The following is a 25,382-nucleotide window of genomic DNA, read 5'->3' as shown; positions in this document are numbered from 1 at the left end:
AATGGAGATAGGTTTCCCCATATTCCTAATTTTTTTTTCATAGTTTTGAAATGAATTTTAAGGTTTAAATAAATTGTCATTTACCGATGACAGGTTTAACCGCAGGAAAGTGTTACCGCACTTTCCTGTTTTTTTTGTCTCAATTTTTAATGATTCATATATTTTAGTTTGATTACTGTTCCTTCTTGTATGGCCTTAACCGGAGATAATCGCTCAATCAGGCGCAACACCTCAGAAAGCGATTCTCCCTCAACACTAAAGGTGTAAGGAATATCTTTCACGAAAGGGTCCACTTCAAACTGCTGATTAAATCTTTTTTGAAGTTTTAACGCCAGTTGCTCAAGCGGTAGCTCGTAAAAATGCAAAATCCCATCTTTCCACGAAATGTAATTCTCCGGCTCAACCACCTGAGTTTCCAAGGTCTTATTTTGCTTGTTGAGTAGAACCAACTCATCGGGTTTTAGGCGGGTGATCAGTTTATTTTTTGCTGAACGAATATTCACAGCTCCTTCTTTCAACACCACACTTGCCGCTTCAGAATCGGAGTAATTGGACACCCCAAACTGGGTTCCGGTAACTTCTACCTTTAGCGGCCCCATATCCACAATGAAAGGACGCCTTTTATCTTTCGCCACTTCAAAATAAGCCTCACCAACAACGGCTACGTCCCGGTTTTGGGTACCATATTGATTGTTGTAACGTAACTGAGTCCCAGAGTTGATCCATACTTTAGTGCCATCCGATAAGGTCATGCTGGAAACCTGCCCCAGGTCAGTATGAAACTCGGTATATTGAAGTTCGGTATTGGAATACGTACGATACACCCAAGCAGCACCAGACAAACCCAAAAGTAATAAGGCAATGGAAGCATAGCGGTAAAACGCTAAATAACGCTTCGATTTTTGCAAGTCCTGCTTTTCATTCAATCGATTGCGCAATCGAGTTTGGGACAAGTTTAAAATGGCTTTTTGCTGAGTAGCCTGATGTTTTTCCCACCAAGCCTTTTTAATGGAATCATATTGTGCCTGATTATTGTCTTTCCGAATCCAGGCCAGCAAATGTTCCTGCTCCTCTTTCGGAAGCTTACCCTCTAAATAAAGCTGTATTTTCTTTTCCATATTCATGCCTTTCATCATCAATACACAGAAAATGAAAATCCCCTACCCCCTGTATCCTGTTTTTTTTGCATTCTTTTTTTGAATTTGAAAAGAAACGTGCTTTAATGAGCTAATAATAAACCTGAAGGAAACTATTTAAGAAGTAATAAAATAATAAAGGAAAGTTCGGGAAAGCGTTCAACAAGATTCGTACGCAGATGCTTTTTGGCTTTCGCCAGGTTCTTTTCAACAGCCTTCACTGAAATGTCAAGCTCGTCAGCTACATCTTGCTGTTTACGTCCTTCAATCTTGCATTTAACCAGTACCTGTTGCTGTCTTTCCGGCAACTGCTCAATTGCTTCCTTTAACGATTCATACAACTGCTCTTCCAGCGTTACTTCCTCGCCTCCGGTAAAGTCAATTTGATACAAATGCTGCAAATCGCTCCAGGCATATTCTTCCAGCGAAAAGGAATCCTGATGCAACTTTTGATCACGCAGGTGGTTTAAACACTGATTGCGTACAATGGTGAAAAGAAGGCTTTCAACCGATTTATCCGCCTTTATTAAGTTGCGCTTCTCCCACAAGCGGACATAAGCATCCTGAACAACATCCTCAACCAAACCATGATCGTTTAAAAAGATTTTGCAGTAATTTTTTAATCGTGCTGAAGTTAATGCGTATAACTTGTCATAGCTCGAGGGATTTCCGGTTTTCAGGTCCGTATTTAGAGATCTATCAATCATTCACAAGCACTATAGGGCGCGCAATTTAGATAAAAAAATCAAATCATTCTTCCCCTTGCAACGATTAACTTTTCATGCTGTAAGAGGAAGTCAGCCCCTTCTGATTTAAATATTGCATATGACCTTTCATGTGTCAGCTCAATAGTCTGCAATCAAGCCGCACCAGCCTGAAAAAAGATACATAATTGAGTCTCTAAATTTAAATCGAGACAACTGCTTTTTTTCGCAAGGTTGCTATAAGCTTCTTGTGTCCAGACCAATCTCAGGTTAGGCTTCAACTAAACCCCCACTGGCTGAATTCTTTTTTCAGGGACAAAAAAAGGGCATCTAAAAAAGATGCCCAATTAGTATCGTTATAACAGCCAAGTTCTAAAACTTTCTGTATTTGAAGTCTAACAATTGATTGGCCTCGGCTTCTACAAATTTTGCCGATGCAATATCCCAATGCAACATCTGATTGGGGAAACGGTTGGCTATAACTCCCAACAAAATAGACTCTGTTAACCTCGCGGCATAGGTAAACGGAGCACTGCACTCATCTTTTCCTAAGCAAGCATCAACAAACTGGTGATAGTGGTCGGCTTTAGGGATGTCCGGGAAATCGATGGGTTCGTATTTTCCATTGACAATCAATTTCGGGTAATCCCAGTGAGGCAACAGTAAGTTTCCTTTTTCACCGATAAACATGGCACCCTGTTCGGGTAGCTTCTCTTTATTGGGTAGTTTTAAGTCCCGGTGTCTCTTAGGCGCACCTGGACCATCGTACCACACCCACTTTAAACTTTCGGTGGTGTATTTCGTTCCCGGAAATTCGTATTCAACCACATTGTGCTCGGGATGCCCAAATCCGGTTGGCTTACGACATTTGGTTTTAATGGTTCTTGGCACATCTAACTCAAGCGCCGTGTAAGGCGTATCAAAAATATGAACCCCCATATCGCCTAAGGTTCCACATCCATAATCCAACAACTTGCGCCAATTTCCCGGATGGTAAATTTTGTCTTTATACGGCCGCTCAGGCGAAGTTCCTAACCATAAGTTCCAGTCCAGGGTGGATGGAACTGGGTCGCTTCCTGTTGGAGCAGGTCCGTCGTATCCCCAGTTTTTAGGTGACCAGGCCCGTACGGTGTTTACCTTTCCAATAATTCCGGCTTTAATTAAAAGAGCCGCCTTTAAATACATGTCACTGGAATGGCATTGAATCCCCATTTGAGTGATCAGCTTATTATCTTCGGCATATTTACGCATCGCCCGAGCCTCTGAAACATGGTGTGTCAAAGGTTTCTGACAATAAACAGGCTTGCCCATCTGCATGGCCAGCATCGATGCCGGTGCGTGCGTGTGGTCCGGTGTTGATACAATGACCGCATCAATAGCATCTCTCATCTTGTCAAACAGCACCCGGTAGTCGCTGAATGTTTTGGCATTGGGATGCAATTTTTTGGCAGCAGCCAGCCGAACAGAGTCAACATCGCAAAGGGCCGTAACTTCAACTTGCGGATGCGAAGCAATAGAGCCCAAATCGGCATTTCCCATTCCGCCAACACCAATATGGGCAGTTCTTAGTTTACCATTTTTGGCCAGTGCCCAAACCGATGAAGGCAATAGGGTTATTGAGCCAAATGCGGCCGCTCCTTTTAGAAAATCTCTTCTTTTCATGTGGTTTGATTTATAGTTTTCTGATTTTGATGTTTCGGAACTGTGTTAAGCCACCATGGTCCTGTAAACCAATATGCCCTTTTTTTGCCATTCCATAAAGCGGTTTATCCTTCCATTTACTCTTGCTTTTTAAGGCGTTCCACTCATCAGTCCATAACTCATATTCAACCACTTTCTTACCATTCAAAAAATGTTGTACCTGGCTTCCTTGTACAATGATGCGCGTTGTGTTCCACTCATCAATAGGGTTAACTTCAGCCCCCTGAGGAGTATGCATCGCATAGTTGGCTCCGGAGTATTGGCTATCATCTAATTTGGTTGGCCACCCTTTATCGTCAAGTAACTGGTATTCCGGCCCTGTTTCATAAATCTTTTTGGTGTCGCCTTCCTGCACCCGAATAAAAACTCCACTGTTACTTTTCGGGGCAATTTTCCATTCCAGATACAACTCAAAGTCTTTAAACTCCTTTCTGGAAATGATATCGCCACCATGGTCGCTCCCCACTCCTGAGTTATTTAAAATACCATCAATGACTTTCCATCCTTTAACGTCACCTCCTTGAAAAATTTTCCACCCGTCAAGGTTTTTTCCGTTAAAGAGTAATTCCCAGCCTGCCTTTTTTTCTTCTTTTGTTAATGTGTTTAATCCTTGCGCATTGCTCAAGAATGTAACGGTTAGCAAGACTGCTACTAAAAATACTTTTTGCTTCATCTAGTTAATAATTTAGTTTTATTGATTAGAGGTTTATTGCTAAAACCTGTAAAATACTTCACACCTGGCGGTGTTTAACTGCTAAAAGTATTAATCTTTTTTTTGAATCTTTAATTTTTGACAAGTTTCAGATCAAATTAAATTAGATCTAAGCAAAATTAAATGATTAAATAAAGGAGTTTGTGCTTCCCTTGAGAGCAACATAAAGCTGATCAATATGAGAGTATGGCTCATCAAACAAGCTTACTTTTATTAGTATTTAACTAGTCAAAAATTCTTTATTTGGAGCATTTCGTTTTTTACTGGTGTCACCTAATAAAATTCACCAGCAACGACAAGAAACTTTAATTATGCTCTACTAAAATATAACAGCTTCAACTTCTCCAACAATAATACAAGATTTTAATGTTACGCTTACAACTGCCGGCAAAAGATATTTTCTCAGGATTTTGGAATAAAATATTATTAAACAAAAATTCAGCCACAACTGACGATGCAGTTATGGCTGAATTCATTATAGTCTAATAATTAATATAGTTTACCATTTTGGATTTTGCTCCAGATTTTGATTTAGCTCCCTCTCTTTCTGTGGAATTGGCCACAGGTAATCACGGCTAGAATCAAAGACTCTATTATATCCGGTAATCTCAATTGTAACCAATGAACCATTTTCTTCATAGGTCATTCCATAAACAGTTTCGGGCATTACTTCATGTGCTATATTCCAGCGTCTGATATCAAAAAGGCGAGTTCCTTCAAAAGCTAACTCAATTGCTCTTTCTTTACGAACAATTTCTCTCAATACATCCTGCGATAAATTTGTTGCAATCTCTGGCATATTAACACTAACCCTACCACGAACCTGATTAATTGCATTATAAACCGAATTATCGATTTCATTTAATTCAATTTTTGCTTCAGCATAAGTAAGGAGCACCTCCGCATACCTTAACAATATTAGGTTAATCCCCGAATTACCAGGTGTTGAGTTATCATTATCAGCAATATACTTCTTAATATTCCAACCTGTAGTCGTTGTATAAAGTGTTCCACCGACCGGATCGGTTGCATTCGGGTCGTTGGGTAGTGTATTATAAATCTTTCCATTGGGCAACTCCATGCCAGTAACAAAGATCGATTGTTTTAAACGTGGATCTCTATTCTCATAAGGATTATATGGATCAAAACCACTTTCTGAATCAGTTATAGACAACCCATTGTTCATTTCATACATATCTACCAATTTTTTGGTTGGTACATATACACTACCAACACTTCCCGGTACCAAGCTCCAAGGGCCAAGTGTATTGTAATAGTTGTTTGAAAGAACATCTTTTGCAAATTGACGATCAAGAATTATCTCATTGCAGTTCTCTCCTTCATACTGAAACAAGTCTTCATAAGAATTATAGAGGGAATATACTCCAAGATCCATCACTTGTTTTGCCGCAGCCGCAGCTTCGGCATAACGCCCGGCATAAAGCATTCCTCTGGCTTTTAAACCTAATGCAGCTCCTTTACTTACACGCCCTTTGTCATTCCCTGAGTAACTTGCTGGCAGCTCTCCTGCGGCAGTTGTTAATTCTGTAGAAATATAATCCCAGATATCCGCTGCAGGATCCCGAGTTAATACTTTTCCTTCGTCAACATTTATACTCGTTGTAATTAATGGAACATCGCCAAAAAGCATTACCAATTTAAGATAATGGTAAGCTCGAATGGTTCGCACTTCTCCCTTTAACTGACTAATAAGAGTCGTATTATCCGTCTCAACACGATCAATATTCTCAAAAAAATCATTGGCCCTTCGTATCGCAGTATAAGCTGCATCCCACTCCGAAAGGAAACGAGAGAAACTTGCATCAGCATTTCCTGCTTCAATAATTGAATTATCCTCAAAAAGGCGATTCGTATGAACTAAATCAGTAATTCCATCATAAGAAAATAAACGATTTCCGTCCAGAGTTGGATAAAGAGCATTAGCCCCTAATATGGCATCATCTTCTGTCTGCCAGAAAATTTCAGTAGAAATACGGTCATCAGGAACCGTATCCAACAAGCTTTCTTGGCAAGAAAATAGAAAGAAAACGATTGATAGTAAACCTATTATTTTTTTCATCGCATTATTTTTTTTAGAAATTCAACTTTAAACCAACCGTATATAAACTAACCTGAGGATAGTAATTTGCCCTTCCGGGTGGTGTTTCTGGATCAAGGTCCCATTCGTTCAATTTCGAAAGGGTTAAAACATTTGTTGCATTCACATAAACCTGGGCTTTGCTTATCGAAAGTTTTGACAATATAATCGCCGGCAAATTGTACGAAAGCATAATATTTTTTAACCGGAGGTAATCTGCATCAATAGTAAGTAAATCGGATGCTTGCAAGTTCCTCAAATTTGATTTAATTGGTCGCGGCCACCTTGCATCTCGGTTCTCTTCAGTCCAATAGTCTGCATGAATTTTATGGGTAAAAGCCTCGTATGTTGCTTGATGTGCTAAACCTCCCGCAACTTGAGTTGTATGACCGCTAGCTCCCTGCCATTGCATGTACAATTCAAAATTGAAATAACTAAAGTTCATAGTTGCTCCATAATTGTATATTGGGAAACTGTAACCGAGAAAGCCACGGTCTTCCGGACTAATTACATCATCATTATTCAGATTCAGATATTTAACATCCCCGGGCTTCGTATTTGCCTGCAATGTTGGATAATTAGCAATTTCCTCTTCGCTTTGAAAAAAACCATCGGTTTGGTATCCCCATAAACTATTCATTGCCATTCCTTCCTGAATAATGAAGGTCTGATTTGCACCACCTCCCGAAATATAAGGGCCTGTTTCAAGCAAATCTTCTACTACATTTTTGTTACGGCTAACATTAAGCCCCAAATTATACTTTAGCTTATTACCTCCCCGGTAGTTAATACCAGTTTCCCAGCCTTTATTACTTACAACTCCAGCATTCTGGTACGATGGGTTTAATCCAATTGTGGCAGGGATTGGCAATTGCAATAAAATATCCCTGGTAAGCTTATCATAGTAATCAAGAGTGAAATTTATCCGATTATCAAGAAAGCCCAAATCAATTCCGATGTCCCATTGTTCTGTTTTTTCCCAAGTAAGATCTTTATTAACAAATTGAGTTTGAGTATAGCCTTGTGCTGGATTTTCGTTAAAAGCGTAATCCACAGTAGAAAGTGCCGGATAAAACTCATAAAGACTTATTGCCTGATTACCCGTCAACCCCCAGGACGCGCGTAGTTTAAACTCATTTACAATACCGGAATAGTCACTCCAGAAATCTTCTTGAGAGATTCTCCAAGCACCTGAGAATGATGGGAAGAAAGCATACTGCTTCGTTGAACTAAACCGTGAAGAACCATCGTAGCGGGCATTTACCTCAACAAAATATTTTTTTGCATAATTGTAATTTGCACGTCCGAAATAAGAGCGTAAACCATACTCGCTGTTACTTCCTCCATTATCTTTATTTTCTTCTGACCCGGAGCTCAAGGATTGGATATCATTATTGTAGAAATCCTGGCGAAATCCGGATAAACTATTTTGACGATTTGCAATTGTAGAATAGCCCAACAGAAAGTTTATATTATGACGCTCAAATGACTTTGAGTAATTCAATAAATGCGAAAGAGTATATTCTCTAAAATTACTTCTCGATTCCGAAAGTGAATTTAAAGGTACTTCTCGTATACGTCCGGTATATGGATCTTCATTTCTATACTTATTTTGATAAGCTGAAGTTTGTGTCGACGAATTTCTTACTCCAAGTTCAAAGGTGTATTTCAAACCACTAACAATTTCATAATTGGCCTTACCTTTCCCTATGAAATAATCGTTTTTACTTGTAGTTAACCCCGATAGCTCTGCAAATATAAGGGGATTGTTGTTTTGTGGTCCAAGACCATATTCTCCTGTTTCGTATTGTGGAACCGAAAATTTAGTTGCATGAAGCATATAATTGAACACATTATAAACACCTGCATAAGGCTGCTTGTTTTCAGATGCACGAAAATTCAAATCAAATGAAAAGTCTAATTTCTCACTTGCTTTAAAATCTGTATTCACCCTTACTTCATTTTTCTTATCACCAAAGTTGCTTACTATCCCCCCAATATCCTGGTGCCTTATACTTGCTCTTGCTTTCAAAAATTCGTTTCCTCCACTAATCGAAAGTGTATGGTTTTGCTGTGGTGCATTTTTAAGCATAACCCCCTTGTCAAACCAAGGAAAAGGTAACGGGTATTTTTCCCTGTCAGTTGCATTCACATATTCATCAATGTATTCTTCGGTATATTTTGGTTCTGCACCTGCATTCACCCGGGCAACATTTTCCAATTCGAAATAGGACCTTAAGTCAAGGTGTTCTGGAGTATTGGTGGCCTTTTGAATACCAACATATCCATGGTAAGCAATATTAACATCTCCTGTTTTTGCCCTTCGCGTGGTAATCAATACAACTCCATTGGCTGCTCTTGATCCATAAATTGCAGTTGATGAGGCATCTTTTAACACTGAAACACTTTCAATATCATCCGGATTAATATCACTCATGCGTTGCTCTATTCCATCAACAATTATTAACGGCGATTTATCACCCAATGATGTTAACCCCCTGATACGAATGTTTACATCTGAGCTACCTGGCCGTCCGCCATTATCCGTCACAATTACTCCGGGAGCCATTCCTTGCAATGATTGTCCAACATTTGCTACAGGGCGTTTAACCAAATCATCTCCTTTGATTTGTGCTACTGAATTTGTTAAACTCACCTTTTCCTGTACGGCATAACCAACAGCAATTACCTCCTCCAAACCGATAGCATCTTCTTCCAACATCACATTAATTGAAGCTTGACTTCCCACTACAATTTCTTCTGTCCGCATACCCACAAAAGAAAATATCAACGTTCCACCTGTAGGAACTTCTGAGATTGTATAGTTTCCATCAAAATCAGTCACAGTTCCCTGTGTTGTTCCTTTCACCAACACGGTTACGCCGGGAAGTGCTTCACCGGATGAATCAGTGACTTTTCCCGTAACGGTCTTAATCTGTTGACTCAACATACTCCCATTTTCACGCTTTGGACTGATAACAATATCCTTATCCAGCACATAGAAGGAGAGATTTGTCCCTTGTAAAATTTTACTAAGAATGACTTCTACCTTCAAGTTCTTATAATCAGCTGAAACTTTACGGTCAACCGGGATTTGATCCGTTTTATAAAAGAAATCGTATCCCGTTTGTTGATGAATGATGGTGAAAGCTTGTTCAAGCGATACTTCATCCAATTTCAAACTAAGTTTGGTTTGCTGCGAGTAAACCGAAGCTGAAACACGAAACACAAAAATTAGTGTAAGAAAAATCGTCAGGCGCATAATTAGCCAGGTTTTTTGAATCCTATTCCTATTAAAAGGAAGGGTTCCGATTAACATTTTTTTCATAAATTTGAAGTGCTTAAAATTTAAGTTATTAAAATGACTTGAATTCAGGACGGGGAATGGTGGGACATTCACCGTCCTTTGTTTTTAGATCATAGGCCTACTTTATTTTTTCGATTGTTATTTTTTCTAATTCTATTTCATACCTAATCGGGATAGAAAGGCCCAGCAAGGTCAAAAAATGCTGAACCGGATTCGTTTTTTTGATTACCCCAGAATAGTGCATCTGTTTAAAGTCCTCTACATTGTAAACCAAGTCAACATTGTACCATCGTTCAACCACCTGAAATACGTCAACCAAATCGGCATCGATAAATTCATAGCGTCCGTCCTTCCAGGAATCAAAATTGGATGTATTAACCTTTTTAAGCGAGAGATTTCCCGTTAGTTTATTTAGCTCTGTTTGGTCTCCCGGAGAAAGAGTCACCGTCTCTTTTTGGGTTTGCAATTCAATCTTCCCATTTTTCAGAGTCGTTTGAACAACATTCGCATCGGGGTAAGCACGCACATTGAACGAAGTACCTAAAACCTCAATGGTTTGTCCTTCAACTTTGACTTTGAAAGGGTGATCTGCATCTTCGGCCACCTCAAAGAAAGCCTCTCCGCTGAGTGTAACCACACGTTCGTCACCAGTAAATACAGTCGGTACTTCAATGGTTGATTCGGAATTGATCCAAATCCGTGATCCATCGGCCAAAAAAACTTGATTTATTTGCCCCTTTGGCACAACAACTTCTCTCAGCTCTACTTTTTCAGCAAGCCTTTCCATGCTTCCGAACTGCGATTGAACCAACCAGCTAAAAACAAAGGCCAAAACAAAAACAGCAGCAATCTTGAGATATTCAGGAACAGCAAAAGTCCGGGTCTTAGGGGTATCAATTCGTTTTTGCAGTTTTCTAATTTCTATTTCCGGAGAATAGTTTTTCGAGTTCGTGGCCAAAGCATAAGCATCCCAAATATCTTTCTCCTGATAAAAGGCTCTCCGCTCTTCAGGGTGCTCTTTTAACCATTTGAGAAGTATCGCTTCTTCTTCACTGGTTGTTTCTCTTCGAATGTATTTTGATTTTATTTCTTCAATAGTTCCCATCTCAAACAGGTATCTTTACCTAATTGATCGGTAATTCGGCTTCTACCCTACCTCATGAAATGAAAAAATCTTGATTTTTTTGATGCGAAAAGCAAGTATGCACCAAATACAACAAAGGAAGATAGTCTTTTAACTCAATACGAATAATCTTTAAAGCCTTGGATATGTGCTTTTCTACCATCTTGATACTAATTCCCAGCTCGGCTGCAATTTCCTTGTGGCGCTTATCATGAAAACGGCTGAGCACAAAAACTTCACGGCACTTCTCCGGCAACTGATCAATCACTTGTTGCAATTGTTCCTGCAATTCCTGCTGAATTAAGCTGGAAGTACCGGTTGAATAAGAATGAATTTCATCTTGACTTAATTCAATACTAGCTAATTCGGCATAGCGTTTTCGAACTTTTTGTTTCTCCAGATGCTGTAAGCAGATATTACGAACCATAGTAAACAAAAGACCGCTCACAGAACTTGTAACTTTCAAGCTTTTATCTTCCGCCAATTTGAAAAACACATCCTGAACCACGTCTTTGGCAAGCTCCTCATCTACAAACTTCAGTGCGAAATAAAATAAAGATTCACTGTATTGAAGAAACACTTCATTGAGGTTCAAATGACCATCATCTGCATATAGGTGATTAATTCGATTGGTGTCCATTCAAAATGGTTTTGCCCGGCAAATTAAAGAAATAATTTTCAAAACGAGGGCCATCTCACCAACAAGATTGCTGAAAACAAAAAAGGCCCGGCCGTATTTCTACGACCGAGCCTCTTCTTTAATCTAGTATTATCTGGAGGTTATTGTTGAAATACATTGTAAGGAATCGATGTTCCTTCCACTCTCAAAGCAACTACACCATGAGCAGGTACTTTAAAGCTGATGGAATCGGCAGTCAATTCGGCTTGGGTCGTTTTCTCCCACAAATCCCGAACCGAGTAACCATCTTTAGCGCGGATACCAATGGTTTCAAGGTTTAAGCTAATTTCGGCGGCTTCATTACTGCGGTTCAACAGTGCTACGCCAACTTGCCCACTGATAGCTGACACCAAAGGCTTTGCCCAAAGCTCCAAATCGCCATGATCTTCTAAACGTCTGGCCTGATAGGCAAATGGATCCTGATTCAAAGCAATAACTTCTTCATTGGTCAGGATCGACAGAGTTTCGTCCGACATGGTTGTTAAATCATTTCCAGCCAATAAAGGAGAATTCATAATACACCACATGGTGAAATGAGTTTTATCTTCTTCATACGTCATTCCGCGGCCTACCTGAAGCATGTCCATGTCATTAAAATGGCCGGGACCACTGAAACGCCAGAGGTCAGCATTCAAATCAACAATATGCATGACCGAACCAAAGGTATTGTTGATGTCACCAGAAATACGCCATGAGTCTGCTACCTGTACGGCCCATTCTCCCGGAAACTCCCAACGGCAAATGTTGTAAACCACATCCGGCCTCAATGTTCTGATTATTGAACCGATCTCTGTATAGCGGGTTTGCTCATCCAATTGCAGCCAATCGCCACCACACCAGTCCACTTTAATAAAGTCATAACCCCAATCCTTCAGCATAAGCGTCAGGTCTTGCCATTCATGATTATACAAGCCCATACCAACACCAATCGTGTCTTTATCCCAATAAGAAGCACAGGTATTAATTCCGGCATCACTGTAAATCCCGGCTTTCAGACCTCTTGAATGAATATAATCTGCCAGACTTTTCATTCCGCTCGGAAAGCGCTCTGGGTGAACCACGATGTTTCCTTCTGAATCGCGGCCACCGAAATAACCATCATCAACATTAAGGTAGTGATACCCGACATCACTCAATCCGCGATTCACCATCGCATCAGCCTGGTTGCGAATAATTTCTTCATTAATATTCACCCGGTAATTATTCCAGCTGGCCCAGCCCATAATTGGCGTTTGGGGGCGCTGTGGATGAGTTTGAACTTCTTTTTCCGTAGTACAGGAAAACAATAAAGAAAAAGCAAAAATGAATAGATAGTAGTGTTTCATTGTAAAATAAGATTTTGCATCTAAGCTAAAACAAAGATTCATTTTAAAAATAAAAAAACCGACCTAATTTCATTTAGGTCGGTCAATTGTATCTATTGAATATTAATAGCCTGGATTTTGAACGACAGCTCCTTTACTTTCGGTAATGGCTGAGTTCGGAATCGGGTAAAGCACCTTATGCTCTGCTGCTCCGTTGTTAGGCTTTAGTTTGGCATACTCCACATACTTCCCGTGGCGAATCAAGTCAGTGCGGCGTTGGCCTTCACAATATAGCTCATGTCCTCTTTCGAGTAAGAGTGCATCATTAAAGGCATCCTTGGAAAGACCAGCCTGCAAGTTATCCAGTCCGGCGCGGTTGCGAACCCTATTGATCAAGCTATATGCCTCAGCTGTTGGTCCGTTGTTGATATTATTGATGGCTTCCGCCAAACTCAAAATAATATCGGCATAGCGGAAAACGGGAACATCATTTCCGGCTTTATCACCAATATGAGAAGGATCAACCCCATATTTCAAAGGAATAGCCCCTAAATTAAGTCGGTCACCATGGTTTTCCTGGTTATACACCACACCTCCAGCTTCATACTCTCCAATAATGGTTTCCAATCGTTTATCATTGGCTTCATAGGTATTGTAAAAATCCCATTCCATTTGGTATCCACCCCATTTTGCAGCTCCTGCAATGGCATATGGATAATCAGGAAGCAAAGCATGTGCAGCCCAACCATTGGCAAAATCGGAAACGTTACATGGAATCGCCAGGATTGTTTCGTTATTGATTTCTGTTTCAACAGCAAATACAGCTTTATAGTCACTCAACAATTCGTAACCATATTCCGGCTTCATAATTTCGCGTGCAACTTCTTCCGCTTTTGCCCAGTCTTTCTCATGCATATACAGCTTAAGCAGCAAGGTCTTGGCTGCACCTTTAGTTATTCGGCCCCAGTCACTAGAAGGATAAGAAACCGGCAAATACTGAGCCGCTGAGTTTAACTTTCCTTCAATGTAGCTAACCATTTCTGCATTGGTTTTTCTGGGCAAGTAGATTTCTTCCTCAAAGTTTTCAAGGACTTCCGGATCGGCAATTGGAATACCTCCGTACAAATCAAACAGCACATAAGCCAACCATCCTTGTAAGCCTTCAATTTGTGCGATGTACCGATTTTTAATATCATCTGTTACCGGTGATTCCTTAATGTTTTTAATAATTTGCTCCCCTTTACTCAACCAGTTGTAGCGGTAGTAGCTATCACTTACCCCTTTGGTGTTTTCTGCAGTCCAGGTATGTTCATTAAAAGCAGCCCAGGTTCCACCATCGCCCCAGCGACAAGCCATAATATCAGTACTTACTTCTGTAAATATATTTACCCCAAATCTTCCGTGAGAGTAAAGACCACCACCGCCATATGAATAAATATGAAACAGACGGTACATGGCTGTCGATGCATTTTTTACATCATCTTCGTTTTGAAAAAAGTTCTCCGGATATATTTGGTTAAAATCTTCCCGTTCCAGTTCCTGGCAGCCGATTAAAGCAGCCAAAACAAATATCAATGAATATTTTAAAGTTGATTTCATTCTGTAATTTTTTCAAGTTTAAAATTTAATTTCCACACCTGCCGTGAAGGTACGTTGGTTAGGATATGCCACATTACTTCCTGTCTCCGGATCAGTTCCTGAGAATGGAGTAATAACAAATAAGTTTTGAGCATCAGCAAACACACGTACATTGTCAAAGCCGGCAGGAAGAATATGTTTAGGCAAGGTATAACCCAGCGAAATATTTTTCAGACGAATAAACCAGGCTTCTTCCTGAAAATAATCTCCAACACCATACGCTGAGTTTGCCTGGAAGATAGAAGGTAAAGTTCCTGATTGCTTATCGAAAGTCCAGCGATCTTTCACCTCGTCAATCACATTGGCTCCATTGTTTATGCGGAAAGATTCGGCTCCATAAAAATACCGGTCACCATTTACTGCCCAACGGTTAAACATAGCATGAACAAAAACATTCAAGTCGAAATTCCGGTATTTAAACGAGTTATTCAAACCAACCGGAATTGGCACATTGTAACCAATTTTAACCTGATCAGCACGATCAATCTTTCCATCCGGAGCCCCACTGTATTGTGGTTTGCCACTTTCATCCAGTACACGCCCGCCGTTTTCATCAACCAGGTATCCATTAACATCTTTGATTTTAACGGTTCCTGGAATTGCTCCCGGCATGTGCGGGATTTCTTCACCAACAGCCACTAAGCCATCAGACAAATACGTCCACATAGCGCCCCATACGGCTTGCTCTTCACTATTGATATCGGGTTTCCACGAAGCATCTCTTTTTCTCCAACGGTCGCGATAATAGGTAAAGGTAAGATCGGTTCCCCAGTAGAAGTTGTCGTTATCAAAGTTAACCGAGCTCACTTGAAGGTCAATTCCTCTTGACTGCTTTTCGGCATCCAGGTTCGATTTGATTTTGGTAATGGCCTGATAAGACAATAACGGCTTATCGCCCAACAAATCACTTACTACTCGGTCATAAACTTCAATGGTACCAGACAAGCGGTTATTCCAGAAACCAAAGTCCAATCCAATATTCAGGTCTGTTTGAGTTTCCCATTTCAAATCGGGGTTACCAATATTAGCCAGTCCGATTCCACTCTTGCTAATGCTGCCAAAGCCATAATTCCAACCCGGTGTGTAATAGGTTAATACGCCCGACAAATCATCGTTACCGGTTTGTCCGTATCCTGCACGCAATTTCAGGTTACTAATCCAACCAAGGTTTTCCATAAAAGGCTCTTGAGTCAGTCGCCAGGCGAGCGATACCCCTGGGAATACCCCCCATTGGTTATTTTCTGCAAAATTCGACGAACCATCCACCCTTAGGTTAGCAGTAAGCAAATACTTGCTTTTGTACGAATAATTCAAGCGGGTAATGTAAGAGGCAATTTCCGAAGAACCACCGTAAGAGCCAACAATGGGTTTTTCCCGTTCTCCCAAATTCAGGTTATACCATTTAATACCATCATAAGGGAAGCGTGAATTACCGGCATTAAAACCTTCCCAAATAAATTTTTGGTATTCGTAACCAGCCATTAAGTTGAAGGTATGATCTTCAGCAATTGTACGGCTGTAGTTGGTAATGAAGTTAAACAAGTAATCTTGTTTCCCGTTGTGAAAACGTGCAGCTTTACCGCCTTCGCTAGCTCCCCATAAGGTCGTCGTTGGCAAATACGTATTTCGGTAAGCCCAGTTGCGGTTAAAACCGGCTGATAATTTCAAAGTCAATCCGTCCAGAGGAGTGGCTTCTAAAAATGAGTTTACAAATAAGTCTTCATTTTTTGTTACGTCATCCATCTCCAATAAGGAAACGGGGTTTGGAACAAATGACTGGCTTGGATCCAGCACATAGTTTCCATTTTCGTCTTTTACATTCAAGGTTGGGTTAAAGCCTAGTGCCGAACGAATAATCCCTGAGTTTTCAAATGTTCCTCCACCAAGAGGTACGTTGTCTTCATTGATTGTAGAGAATGAAGTTGAAACACCCGTCTTTAACCATTTTGTCAACTCTTGATCAATATTGATACGACCGGTATAACGACCAAACTGGTTGGTTTTAACAATACCATCCTGATCGTAAGCACTTAAAGAGACCAAGTACTTCGACGTTTTTGTTCCGGAAGTAACGGTCAGGTTATGTTGTTTGATGGCACCGGTTTGAGACACTTTGTCAAACCAGTTGGTGCCTCCCGTAAAGTTGGCAATTTCGCCATCGGTATAATAAGGTTCGAAACCACCGGAAACTTCATCCCAGGTTTTTGAACCATATGGCGCCACCTCATTGTCACGCATGTAAATTTCTTTTTTCACCTTATTGCGCTCGGCCATAAAATCCTGAGGATTCAACATTTTAGGCATATTAACCATCTTCTGAAAAGAATAAGATCCGCGGTAGTCAACCGTTACCTTACCCTCAGTTCCTCTCTTGGTGGTAATGATAACAACGCCTCCTGCAGCTCGCGCACCATAGATAGCTGTGGCCGAAGCATCTTTCAAAATCTCGATTGACTCAATATCGTTCGGGTTGATGGAGTTCAAGGTAGTTGCCTTAGAACCGGACGTATAGCGGTTTCCACTTGCTGGTTCATCTTTCCCTGTAATTGGGAAACCATCAACAATAATCAGCGGAGCACGGCCAGTGGCAGAACCGCGGATTTGCCAGGTTAAACCACCTCCAGGCTGGGCGCTGTTTTGAGAAACATTCAATCCGGCAGCTTTACCTGAAAGCGCATGAGCAACAGAAGTTACCCCAACTTTGACCAAATCTTCTGACTTGACAGAAGTAACAGCACCGGTCAAATCACTTTTTTTAGTTACGCCATAACCAATGGCAACCACCTCTTCAATGCCCACAGCGTCTTCTTCCAAAACCACATTAATGGCCGACTGGCCTCCCACAGCAATTTCCTGAGTCTTCATTCCTACAAACGAAAACACCAGGGTTGCGTTGCCAGGTACATCTGCAATGGAATAGTTTCCATCAAAGTCAGTGATTGTTCCATGACTGGTACCTTTGACCAAAACGGTAACCCCGGGAAGCGGAGCTCCGGAAATATCTACAATGTTTCCGGTTACAGTAACGTCTTGCTGCACTTCTGCGTTTTTGCCTGATGGAGACAAAACAATCTGACGGTTATAAACTTTATAGCTTACATCCGCATTTTTAAACAAAGCCTGTAAAGTGTTTTCAAGACTTTGATTTTCTAACTTAACATTTACTTTCTGCGAAACATCAATCAAACTTCCGTTATACAGGAAGTAATAATTTGACTGATCTTCAATTGCCTTTAAAGCATCTTCAATGGTCGTGTTTTCTTCAACCAAGGTAAAGCCCTTAGTTTGAGAATAGACCCCATTAGCAAAAACCTGTATGGCTGAAAGTAAAACAACCAAAAATGTAACTTTCATTTTTAAGAAAATTTTTTGACGGGGACTAATCCCCTCTTCTCTCCCACGTTGGGATTGATTTTTTTTCATAGATTTGTACCTATTAGATTAATAAAAATGATTGATCCTGTGCGACCAGGATTTGTCTGAAAGGGAAGTGTCCAGCTTCCCTTTTTTTGTTTTTTAGATTATTTCTTACCCTTTCTTATAATTACTTTTCGTTTGGCAAACGATGAATCATCACGTTGCTGATTATTTATAATTTCATATTCGATGTCTGAGCTATAAGAAAGCAGCCGAAGAGCCTCTTCCAATGATTCGTTGGTGAATGTTGCGGTGAAAACATACTCTTCCAGGCGCTTGTCGTCAATGACAACCTCGGCATTAAACCAATGTCCCAGCCGGCGGGCAACATCCTTAATACTGTCCCTTCGGAACATGAGCTCTCCATTCATCCAGCTCAAGTGCTTTTCGCCATCTGCTTCGTAAGTTGCAATCTTCCCATTGGCTTTATTAGCTACCGCTTTTTGTCCCTGCAGCAATCTGCCATAGCTCCTTTCCTTCCCTTCTTCAAGGGCAACCAGCTCTACTTTTCCAGATTCCAGGAAGGTGGTGATTTCAATATCATCCGGATAGTTACTGATGTTGAATCGGGTACCGGTGGCTTTTACCATGTAATTGCCCGCCTCAACATAAAAGGGGTTGTTTTTATCGGACTGAACCTGGAAATAAGCTTCGCCCAATAGTTTAACCACACGCTTTTTACCGCTGAATTCTTCAGGGTAAAACAACTTACTGCCCGAGTTCAGCCAAACGTGGGTTCCATCGCTCAGCTGAATTTGCGAACGTACGCCAAAGGAAGTTTCTGTTGATTTTGTGATTGTATTTCTTCGGTTCCCCAGTGGTTCGCCTACCAGTGTCCAGATACTGTAAAGCATGAGGGGAACGATGAGGAAAGCTGCAACACGCTGAAAACCGATGTAGAATTTGCGTATGAAATTCTCCTTACCGATTTTCGCCTTGACTTGCTTCAAGTCATTGGAAACATCAATCTTTTTCATGGCGTCTAACCGCTGTGAATACATCAACACTTTTCGAACTTCTTCATAGTCCGATTGGTGCTCTGAAGATTCTTCCAACCAACAATTAAGCTCTTTTTGCTGCTGTTCGTTCAACAGCTTACCACACTCCAGTTCAATTAAGCGATATATCTTGTTTCTTTCTTCCAACGAATCGTGCTTTTATCGTTAATGACGACAAGTCCTCGATTTCCCCCTACGCCTGAACAAGAAAAAACTCGTTTTTTTTATTTTAAAAAGTGAAAGGTCTCAAATAGAATCAGTAATGGTAGGTAATCCTTTAGTTCTAGCTTCAGAATTTTCAACGCTTTGGTCATTTGGTTTTCAACCGTCTTCTCCGATATATCCAGTTGTTTTGCAATATCGCGGTTCTTTAATCCCTCGAACCGGCTTAGCTCAAAAACCTCCCGACACCGGGCAGGCAGCTTATCCAAACTCTCCTTAAACAGTGTTTCCAATTCTGATAAAACATAGGTATCAATAGCCTCTTCGGAAAAATCCTTCCCTTCAAACTCAATCTTCGTTCCTTGGCGTTTTTTCTTTTTCAAATAATCAAGACTCCGGTTTTTAACCGATACAAACAAATATGACCTTACCGAAGTGGTGATTACAATTTTTCGGCGATCATTCCAAAATTTCAAAAATACATCCTGAACCATGTTTTTGGTTTCTTCCTCGGGAAGTGAAAACATATTTTGGGCATAAACACAAAGGCCCGGATAGTAATAATTGAAAAAGAAATCAAAAGCATACTCCTTGCCTTGTTTCATCTCGGCAAAAAGAAACAGTTCCTGAGTATGTTCTTTGATCTCCATTGTACAAACAAATATGGTGGCAAAAGTAGTTTTTTTTAGAGATGACGCAATTATGTACAAGGAAGAAAAATGCCATTGCTGCATCATGCAAAGCCACGAGCTACTTTTCGTACAGGCCGGTATTTCCCTTTTCCCAAACAGGCATCAGCTTTTCAATCACTTCCGGATGCTCTGCCGCAATATTTTTCGTTTCATGCGGATCCGTCAGGTGATCATACAATTCAATAACGGGTTCTTCCTGGCGGAAATACTTCGACAGTCGATAACGATCGGTTCGAAGTGAAATCCCGTTTCTAAAATAGCCAAACGCCTCGTCATCCCACTCGGCCGGCTTGTCACCCAAAAAAGGAAGCATACTTCTTCCATCGGTCACATGTGGCATTGCAACTTCACACAGGTCCATCAGCGTAGGATAAATATCAACCGTGCTTACCACCCGGTTAACGGTTTGCCCCGTGGTCATTCCGGGCACCCGAACAATAAACGCACTTTTCAGCGCCCGCTCAAAAATGGTATGTTTTCCCCAAACCAACTGATCTCCCAAATGCCAGCCATGATCACCCCATAGCACAACAACGGTGTTTTCGGCCAGGCCTAACTCGTCCAATTCACCCAACAGTTTCCCAACTTGGGCATCAACATAGCTGATGCAAGCAAAATAAGCATGCCGGAGTTTTCGGGCATAGGCATCAGAAACCGGCCCTTCCAGTGAGGCCTGTTCGTCGCCCAGCCGGTAGCCATTAAACTCACCGCTGGCGTGTAAGCTTGCTTTATGAACATTAGCCGGAATAGCTGGATTGGGAGACAAAGGAAGGTCTTCCTCCTTGTATAAATCCCAATACTTAGCCGGTGCATTAAAGGGTAAATGAGGCTTGAAAAAACCAACTCCCAGGAAAAAAGGCTGCTTCTTTTGAGCCAGTTCAGCCAATTTGCTTAGCGCTAAATTGGCTGTCAATCCATCCGGGTAGCCGATGTCCTCAACATCTCCTTTTTCGTAGGGCGCAACCTGCCGGTTTAGGCTTTGCCTGTTTTCTCCGTCAGCATATCCGAAAAAAGCATTCCAACCAGTCTCCCATTTACCGGGGTCGAACAACATTTCATCCCAACTGTGTGGCAATTCCAGCTCGCTTCCTACCGAATCGGTATACCCATACAACAGGCCATCAGCATAATGACTGATTTTGCCTATGCCAACCGTGTAATAGCCGTTTCGTCGTAAATGATGAATAAACGTTTCGGGCGCTTCTGTCTCAGGCTTTCCCGATATCAGCTTGTGAATGGCTTCGTTAGACAAATGCCCCTTGGTTCGCGGATACATTCCCGTCAATAAACTGCTTCGCGAAGCACCGCAAGTTGGAATCGACACGAAATGATTGGTAAATACTGCGCCTGTTTGAGCCAACTCATCAATATTGGGGGAATGAATATATTCACTCCCGTAGCAGCCTAACTCAGGACGCAGGTCATCCACACAAATAAACAGGATATTGGGTTGCTGACTGATTTTCCGTTCAATATTTTCAGATTCAGCGCTTTTGTTTTTACACGAAAACAAAGCCAAAATACATAAGCTGAAGTAATTTATTTTTTTCATCGTTTAGCTAGCAAAAGAAGCAGTTAGAGTTTTAGCAAAATCCCGGACTTAGCTTATCAAAAATAAAGGATTTATTCTATTTTATTCAACCCTGATAAGTTTCGGACACATATCCCCTTCCCAACCCCGCTTTCCCAAAGACATTTCCAAGCCCCATAAGAAAGAAGTGTTCAGTTCTGACATGCTTCTCCAACTGAAGCAGCCACTGCTATTCTTCCGAAAAACGCGATTTGCTACAATTCAAGCCCCAAAACAATTCCGACAATAAGACGATGTTCCCAGGAATTGATGCCCTTATCAGACTGCATGGCCACATATGCTCCGGGCTCTGTTTTGCCCTTTTTCCCCTCAACACCTGTATAAATTCGATTCCGACCATACTGCTGATGGCTAAAAAACAGTTCTTCTGTAACATAAGGATTCAGTTTCCAGGAAGTCCAGTTTATACGGGGTTTAATCTTCACATCTGTTCGGTAACGAAAATGTGATTCACCCACCTTAAACATTCGGTATTCCAGCCTGTGCCTGTTTCGCAAACTCCAAAGACCAATCTTCTTTTTCATTACTGCCCGAAGCATGGGACGGTACTCCTGCACTCTTTGTTCGCCCAAACTATAGCTTTCATGCCGATACAATGCCTCCATTTCGAACCATGCATTCAGCTGATAAGCTAGCTTACCCTGAACGAACCAATCGTAAAAGCCATAACCGGTTCGGTAGAAATTGTTAAAAATAAGGGCTGAACCAAGCTTTTGCCCAATGTCTCGATGAATGTGAAATTCCTGCCAAAATTCTTCCACTTGCAATCGATCCGTTTCTGACTGGCCTTCGGCTTTCATGAAAAGAAAAACCAATACGAGCAACAGTACAGATGCCTTTCCATACTCTAATCTAAACTTAAAAAATCTTATCCGCATTAAATTCTGTTATTTGAAATCTGCTCAGACCCAAGCGATCCGACAGAAAAAGAAAACTTATCCAGCAGTCAGCCTCTTATTGGTTATCTTCAATATTAGAATACACCGCACAAAAAACGGCTTGGCCCAGCTATCATGGCTGCCCACTGAAAGGAGCAGCCATGACTATCTTATTCATTGGTTGAGTAACATTTTTTATCCGTTGCGAAATCTACTCAATCACTATCCAATTGTAAGAATTCGCCGGAATGTGGATGCTAAGTTTCACTTCATATTCCCGATTCAGCTTGTAGGTTTTTGCTTTTCCTTCCTGCTCACGAATTGTTGCTGTTTTGGTTAATCCGGTATAATACAAAGGCAGTGTGATTTCACGCACCATATCTTCATTGGTTGGGTTGAAAAACATCGCCAGCCCTTTCTCTTTCAATTCAGGATTAACATGCAGAAAACCATCCCAGTCTTTTCCTGACGGGCGACGCAAATGCACTAGGTCGCTGTTCAAAATATTGCGGTACTTTTTATACCAGTCAACGACCCGAACAACAAGTTCCTTGGTTTCCGGGGCATCGTAAAGCCGGGGTCCACGATAACAAGATTGTACGCCGGAGCCGTAGTTCTGCATCATCTGGTTTTCGTAGGCATCCAGGTGATCTTTCAAGGGCTCAATGGTAGCAGCTGCACCTCCTCCGTGGTATTGGGTCAACGGAGTAAACGTCCAGCACATGCTTGGAATCCGATCCCATAATCCATCATAAATATTCTGACGGCCAAGCACCAACTGTCGTTCACGTGGCAACGACCAGTTCACTTCCCGGTAGCCAATCCCGGTTTTATTGGAGCCTGAGTTGACATAGAAATCAGGAATATTCATGTAAATCCCTTCACCACGCATCCATTTATACAAGCCCTGAATTTGGGCATACTGTTTCCACTGCGAGTCGCCCAAGCCATTGTGATGCGCATGGCTTGTTGAAGCACATACATTTCCGGGGTAAGAACCATCATTTTCAAAGACACTCATGCCAGTTTTCTCGTAAAACTTCCTAATTTTTCGGAAGTAGTTGTAACCCCATTCGCTGCTCAGGCAAGGCGACGAGCCAAAAATCATTCCGCCACGTTTTCCAGTTTTCGGGTTAATTACATCAACCTCATCGCTAATCCAGCGGCTCGAAAGCAGGCTATAGCCTCCCAGTTCAATGCCTTTGGAGTTTGCATAGTCCACCAGCTTTTTGAAATATGCGTAGTTTTCTTCCGATTCATCTTCCATGTTTACGCCACTTCCAAAACTCAGAATCACCATTTCGTAACCAACCTCAGCACATTGATCAATGGCTTGCTTCACCACCTCTTCCTTGGAATTGGTCAGGTGCAGGAAAATTGGGTTTTCAGTAGTCCAAGGCGAGATTGTCCGATACATCTTGCGGATGAACAACCCTCTTCTTTCTTTATCGTAACTGTCCATCGGTGTTTCCCATACCCGGAAGGTACTCAGCGACTCTCCGGGACGAATAGCAGTTTCCGGACCCAATGGCGGTTTTACCTCCAACAAGCAAGGGGTTTGCAAGGGATAGTTGGCCTGTGAAGTATAACGAGAATCGGGTTCCCAGTAAGTGGTCACATCCGAGTTGCGTTGCTGCATACCTCCAAAAGCATAGTCTGTTTCAATATGAATATTGGGTTTGATCCATTCTGCCGGAGTTCCCACAAGGCTCTCCCCTTCAACCATCGCCAACTGCTCCAGCTTAAACTGGTTGACCTGCACCAACAGATCTCCCTCATTGATCACTTCCACCCACTTGCTGATGGTTGGAATTCCATCGTAAAGCGCAAAATGAACTTTTACGACAATAGCATCTTTGGTCAGGGTAAATACCAGCTCTTTCCCTCTTGGCATTTGGGTATTGGCCGCCCAGCGAACTTGCTTCCAGCCCATCCGGTCATCCAATTCTTTCACTTCAAACTTTTCCACCTGAAAGGCGTTGGGTATGGCAGCCAGCTGATCAACCCAGCGCATTAAAGTATAGCCGTAATCCGGCTGCTGGCTCAAACCACCTATGGTATAAGTTTTTCCATCAATGATCAGCGTTCCCTCATTAGAAACTGCACGCAGCAAGCTTTCGCCCGTCATTTGGTTGATGTAGTCAATAGTAGCTAAATTGGGTGAAACCCGAAATATCCGGGCCACCAGGCCATTGCTTAACACCAGGTCTTTATTGTTGTTTGCCCGGTACACTCCGGCCTTGGCTTTTGAATTATCAATCAGCCAATCGTAATCCGGTTGAGCCAGGGGCTGTTCAATTTCCGGCAACGCAGCAATTAAACCATCCAATTTCTTTTTGATGGTTTCGTCCTGCTTCACCTCCACCGCAAAATCGGGAGCAGCAATTGTAGGGGCAATTTCAAAGTATTCAAATTGCGGATTAAGCCATACGGCATGGTCACCGCTTTCACCATCTCCGGCATCTTCAACCACCAGTTCCAAGACTCCTCCGCGTACTTTCTCGTCAATCGTTTGAGGAGCATCTCCCTGACGCATAATGCCACTGTTGTAAATCTCTTTTCCATTATGAAGAAGCTTAAACACCACAGTTCCTTCATCAGGTTTTCCGCCTTTTCCTTCAATTCCTGCAAATTGCTTTTGATCATCGGTTACCTGGTAATAAACCCGTTTTCCATCTGCTAACGGAATGGTCTGAATCGTTGTGCCCTCGTAATTGATTTCCGAGTCATTCACACCAACTTTAGCCGTAAAGCGGCTGCCTTTGTTCATCTTTATTTTGATTACGGAGTGGGAATGAACACCAATTCCCTCACGAAATGCCTCTCCGGCAACTGACAGCTGTTCTCCGGTTACCGACTTGTTTTTCACCGGTGCACCATAAGTTTGCTGCGCCAATGAAATATCCAGGTCAGATAGTTTCAATACTTGTTGTGCTGTACCTGTTGAGCAAAATAAAACAATGCCCAATGCGATATACAGTACTTTCTTTAAAATTGAATGTCGCATGATTTTTTTATTGAGTAGTAGTCTAAATTTCAGCTTAAAAATAATATTTACCAGTTAGAAGCAAGCATCATATCACCCAATTAATACGCTTGCTTGGAAAAATTCCATGTAATTCTCAATAGCTAAACTCATTAACGACTTCAATTAGGAATCAGACCGTAGTGTTCATTAAACTGTGTCAATTATATTTTGCTATTAGAGTTTTAGTTTGCATCGTTCTCCAAATTTGATAATT

At 41.5% G+C, this 25,382-nt stretch carries 16 protein-coding genes; all 16 read right to left on the bottom strand.

Annotated elements, in window-relative coordinates; translation table 11 throughout:
* Positions 1-146: 146 nt before the first annotated feature.
* Complete coding sequence (locus Q1A18_RS14560) at positions 147-1,118, bottom strand: FecR domain-containing protein (RefSeq protein WP_299581990.1); 972 nt, start codon at positions 1,116-1,118, stop codon at positions 147-149.
* A 131-nt stretch (positions 1,119-1,249) separates the two neighbouring features.
* Positions 1,250-1,843: an RNA polymerase sigma-70 factor gene (locus Q1A18_RS14555; RefSeq protein WP_299581987.1), complete on the bottom strand. Its 594-nt coding sequence runs from the start codon at positions 1,841-1,843 to the stop codon at positions 1,250-1,252.
* 369 nt (positions 1,844-2,212) lie between these two features.
* Positions 2,213-3,502, bottom strand: a complete 1,290-nt coding sequence (locus Q1A18_RS14550) for a Gfo/Idh/MocA family oxidoreductase (RefSeq protein WP_299581984.1) — start codon at positions 3,500-3,502, stop codon at positions 2,213-2,215.
* 10 nt (positions 3,503-3,512) lie between these two features.
* The gene (locus tag Q1A18_RS14545; RefSeq protein WP_299581981.1) at positions 3,513-4,214 is read right to left on the bottom strand and encodes a DUF1080 domain-containing protein; all 702 of its coding nucleotides are present in this window, start codon (positions 4,212-4,214) and stop codon (positions 3,513-3,515) included.
* A gap of 538 nt (positions 4,215-4,752) precedes the next feature.
* Entirely contained in the window at positions 4,753-6,333 is a 1,581-nt protein-coding gene (locus Q1A18_RS14540) for a RagB/SusD family nutrient uptake outer membrane protein (RefSeq protein WP_299581978.1), read from the bottom strand.
* Between the two features lie 13 nt (positions 6,334-6,346).
* Positions 6,347-9,679, bottom strand: coding sequence for a TonB-dependent receptor (locus Q1A18_RS14535; protein ID WP_299581975.1), 3,333 nt, complete (start codon positions 9,677-9,679; stop codon positions 6,347-6,349).
* A 97-nt stretch (positions 9,680-9,776) separates the two neighbouring features.
* A complete protein-coding gene (locus tag Q1A18_RS14530; RefSeq protein WP_299581969.1) occupies positions 9,777-10,763 on the bottom strand; it encodes a FecR domain-containing protein in 987 nt (328 codons plus the stop codon).
* Positions 10,764-10,815: 52 nt separating this feature from the next.
* A complete protein-coding gene (locus Q1A18_RS14525; protein WP_299581966.1) occupies positions 10,816-11,421 on the bottom strand; it encodes an RNA polymerase sigma-70 factor in 606 nt (201 codons plus the stop codon).
* Between the two features lie 140 nt (positions 11,422-11,561).
* Complete coding sequence (locus Q1A18_RS14520) at positions 11,562-12,785, bottom strand: glycoside hydrolase family 27 protein (protein WP_299581963.1); 1,224 nt, start codon at positions 12,783-12,785, stop codon at positions 11,562-11,564.
* Positions 12,786-12,887: 102 nt separating this feature from the next.
* Positions 12,888-14,363 carry a RagB/SusD family nutrient uptake outer membrane protein gene (locus Q1A18_RS14515; RefSeq protein WP_299581960.1) on the bottom strand — a complete coding sequence of 492 codons (1,476 nt, stop codon included), beginning with the start codon at positions 14,361-14,363 and terminating at the stop codon, positions 12,888-12,890.
* 18 nt (positions 14,364-14,381) lie between these two features.
* Positions 14,382-17,756, bottom strand: coding sequence for a TonB-dependent receptor (locus Q1A18_RS14510; RefSeq protein WP_299581957.1), 3,375 nt, complete (start codon positions 17,754-17,756; stop codon positions 14,382-14,384).
* A 167-nt stretch (positions 17,757-17,923) separates the two neighbouring features.
* A complete protein-coding gene (locus Q1A18_RS14505) occupies positions 17,924-18,964 on the bottom strand; it encodes a FecR domain-containing protein (RefSeq protein WP_299581954.1) in 1,041 nt (346 codons plus the stop codon).
* Between the two features lie 77 nt (positions 18,965-19,041).
* Positions 19,042-19,629, bottom strand: a complete 588-nt coding sequence (locus Q1A18_RS14500) for an RNA polymerase sigma-70 factor (protein WP_299581951.1) — start codon at positions 19,627-19,629, stop codon at positions 19,042-19,044.
* Between the two features lie 100 nt (positions 19,630-19,729).
* On the bottom strand, positions 19,730-21,223 hold the full coding sequence (locus tag Q1A18_RS14495) for a sulfatase (RefSeq protein WP_299581948.1): 1,494 nt from the start codon (positions 21,221-21,223) through the stop codon (positions 19,730-19,732).
* Between the two features lie 233 nt (positions 21,224-21,456).
* Positions 21,457-22,140 carry a DUF2490 domain-containing protein gene (locus Q1A18_RS14490; RefSeq protein WP_299581945.1) on the bottom strand — a complete coding sequence of 228 codons (684 nt, stop codon included), beginning with the start codon at positions 22,138-22,140 and terminating at the stop codon, positions 21,457-21,459.
* Positions 22,141-22,351: 211 nt separating this feature from the next.
* Positions 22,352-25,147, bottom strand: a complete 2,796-nt coding sequence (locus Q1A18_RS14485; protein WP_299581942.1) for an NPCBM/NEW2 domain-containing protein — start codon at positions 25,145-25,147, stop codon at positions 22,352-22,354.
* Between the last annotated feature and the right edge of the window lie 235 nt (positions 25,148-25,382).

Origin of the sequence: uncultured Sunxiuqinia sp., assembly GCF_947495665.1 — a bacterium.
GTDB lineage: Bacteria > Bacteroidota > Bacteroidia > Bacteroidales > Prolixibacteraceae > Sunxiuqinia > Sunxiuqinia rutila.
The sequence above is the reverse complement of the archived record's forward strand: the minus strand, read 5'-3'. Positions and strand labels throughout refer to the sequence as shown.

Bases quoted from the DNA above. Each gene is read 5' to 3' on its own strand.
- Q1A18_RS14560 (WP_299581990.1), bottom strand. From the start codon at position 1,118: ATGGAAAAGAAAATACAGCTTTATTTAGAGGGTAAGCTTCCGAAAGAG.
- Q1A18_RS14500 (WP_299581951.1), bottom strand. From the start codon at position 19,629: ATGGAGATCAAAGAACATACTCAGGAACTGTTTCTTTTTGCCGAGATG.
- Q1A18_RS14525 (WP_299581966.1), bottom strand. From the start codon at position 11,421: ATGGACACCAATCGAATTAATCACCTATATGCAGATGATGGTCATTTG.
- Q1A18_RS14535 (WP_299581975.1), bottom strand. From the start codon at position 9,679: ATGAAAAAAATGTTAATCGGAACCCTTCCTTTTAATAGGAATAGGATT.
- Q1A18_RS14520 (WP_299581963.1), bottom strand. From the start codon at position 12,785: ATGAAACACTACTATCTATTCATTTTTGCTTTTTCTTTATTGTTTTCC.
- Q1A18_RS14490 (WP_299581945.1), bottom strand. From the start codon at position 22,140: ATGCGGATAAGATTTTTTAAGTTTAGATTAGAGTATGGAAAGGCATCT.
- Q1A18_RS14485 (WP_299581942.1), bottom strand. From the start codon at position 25,147: ATGCGACATTCAATTTTAAAGAAAGTACTGTATATCGCATTGGGCATT.
- Q1A18_RS14540 (WP_299581978.1), bottom strand. From the start codon at position 6,333: ATGAAAAAAATAATAGGTTTACTATCAATCGTTTTCTTTCTATTTTCT.
- Q1A18_RS14550 (WP_299581984.1), bottom strand. From the start codon at position 3,502: ATGAAAAGAAGAGATTTTCTAAAAGGAGCGGCCGCATTTGGCTCAATA.
- Q1A18_RS14545 (WP_299581981.1), bottom strand. From the start codon at position 4,214: ATGAAGCAAAAAGTATTTTTAGTAGCAGTCTTGCTAACCGTTACATTC.
- Q1A18_RS14555 (WP_299581987.1), bottom strand. From the start codon at position 1,843: ATGATTGATAGATCTCTAAATACGGACCTGAAAACCGGAAATCCCTCG.
- Q1A18_RS14495 (WP_299581948.1), bottom strand. From the start codon at position 21,223: ATGAAAAAAATAAATTACTTCAGCTTATGTATTTTGGCTTTGTTTTCG.
- Q1A18_RS14515 (WP_299581960.1), bottom strand. From the start codon at position 14,363: ATGAAATCAACTTTAAAATATTCATTGATATTTGTTTTGGCTGCTTTA.
- Q1A18_RS14530 (WP_299581969.1), bottom strand. From the start codon at position 10,763: ATGGGAACTATTGAAGAAATAAAATCAAAATACATTCGAAGAGAAACA.
- Q1A18_RS14510 (WP_299581957.1), bottom strand. From the start codon at position 17,756: ATGAAAGTTACATTTTTGGTTGTTTTACTTTCAGCCATACAGGTTTTT.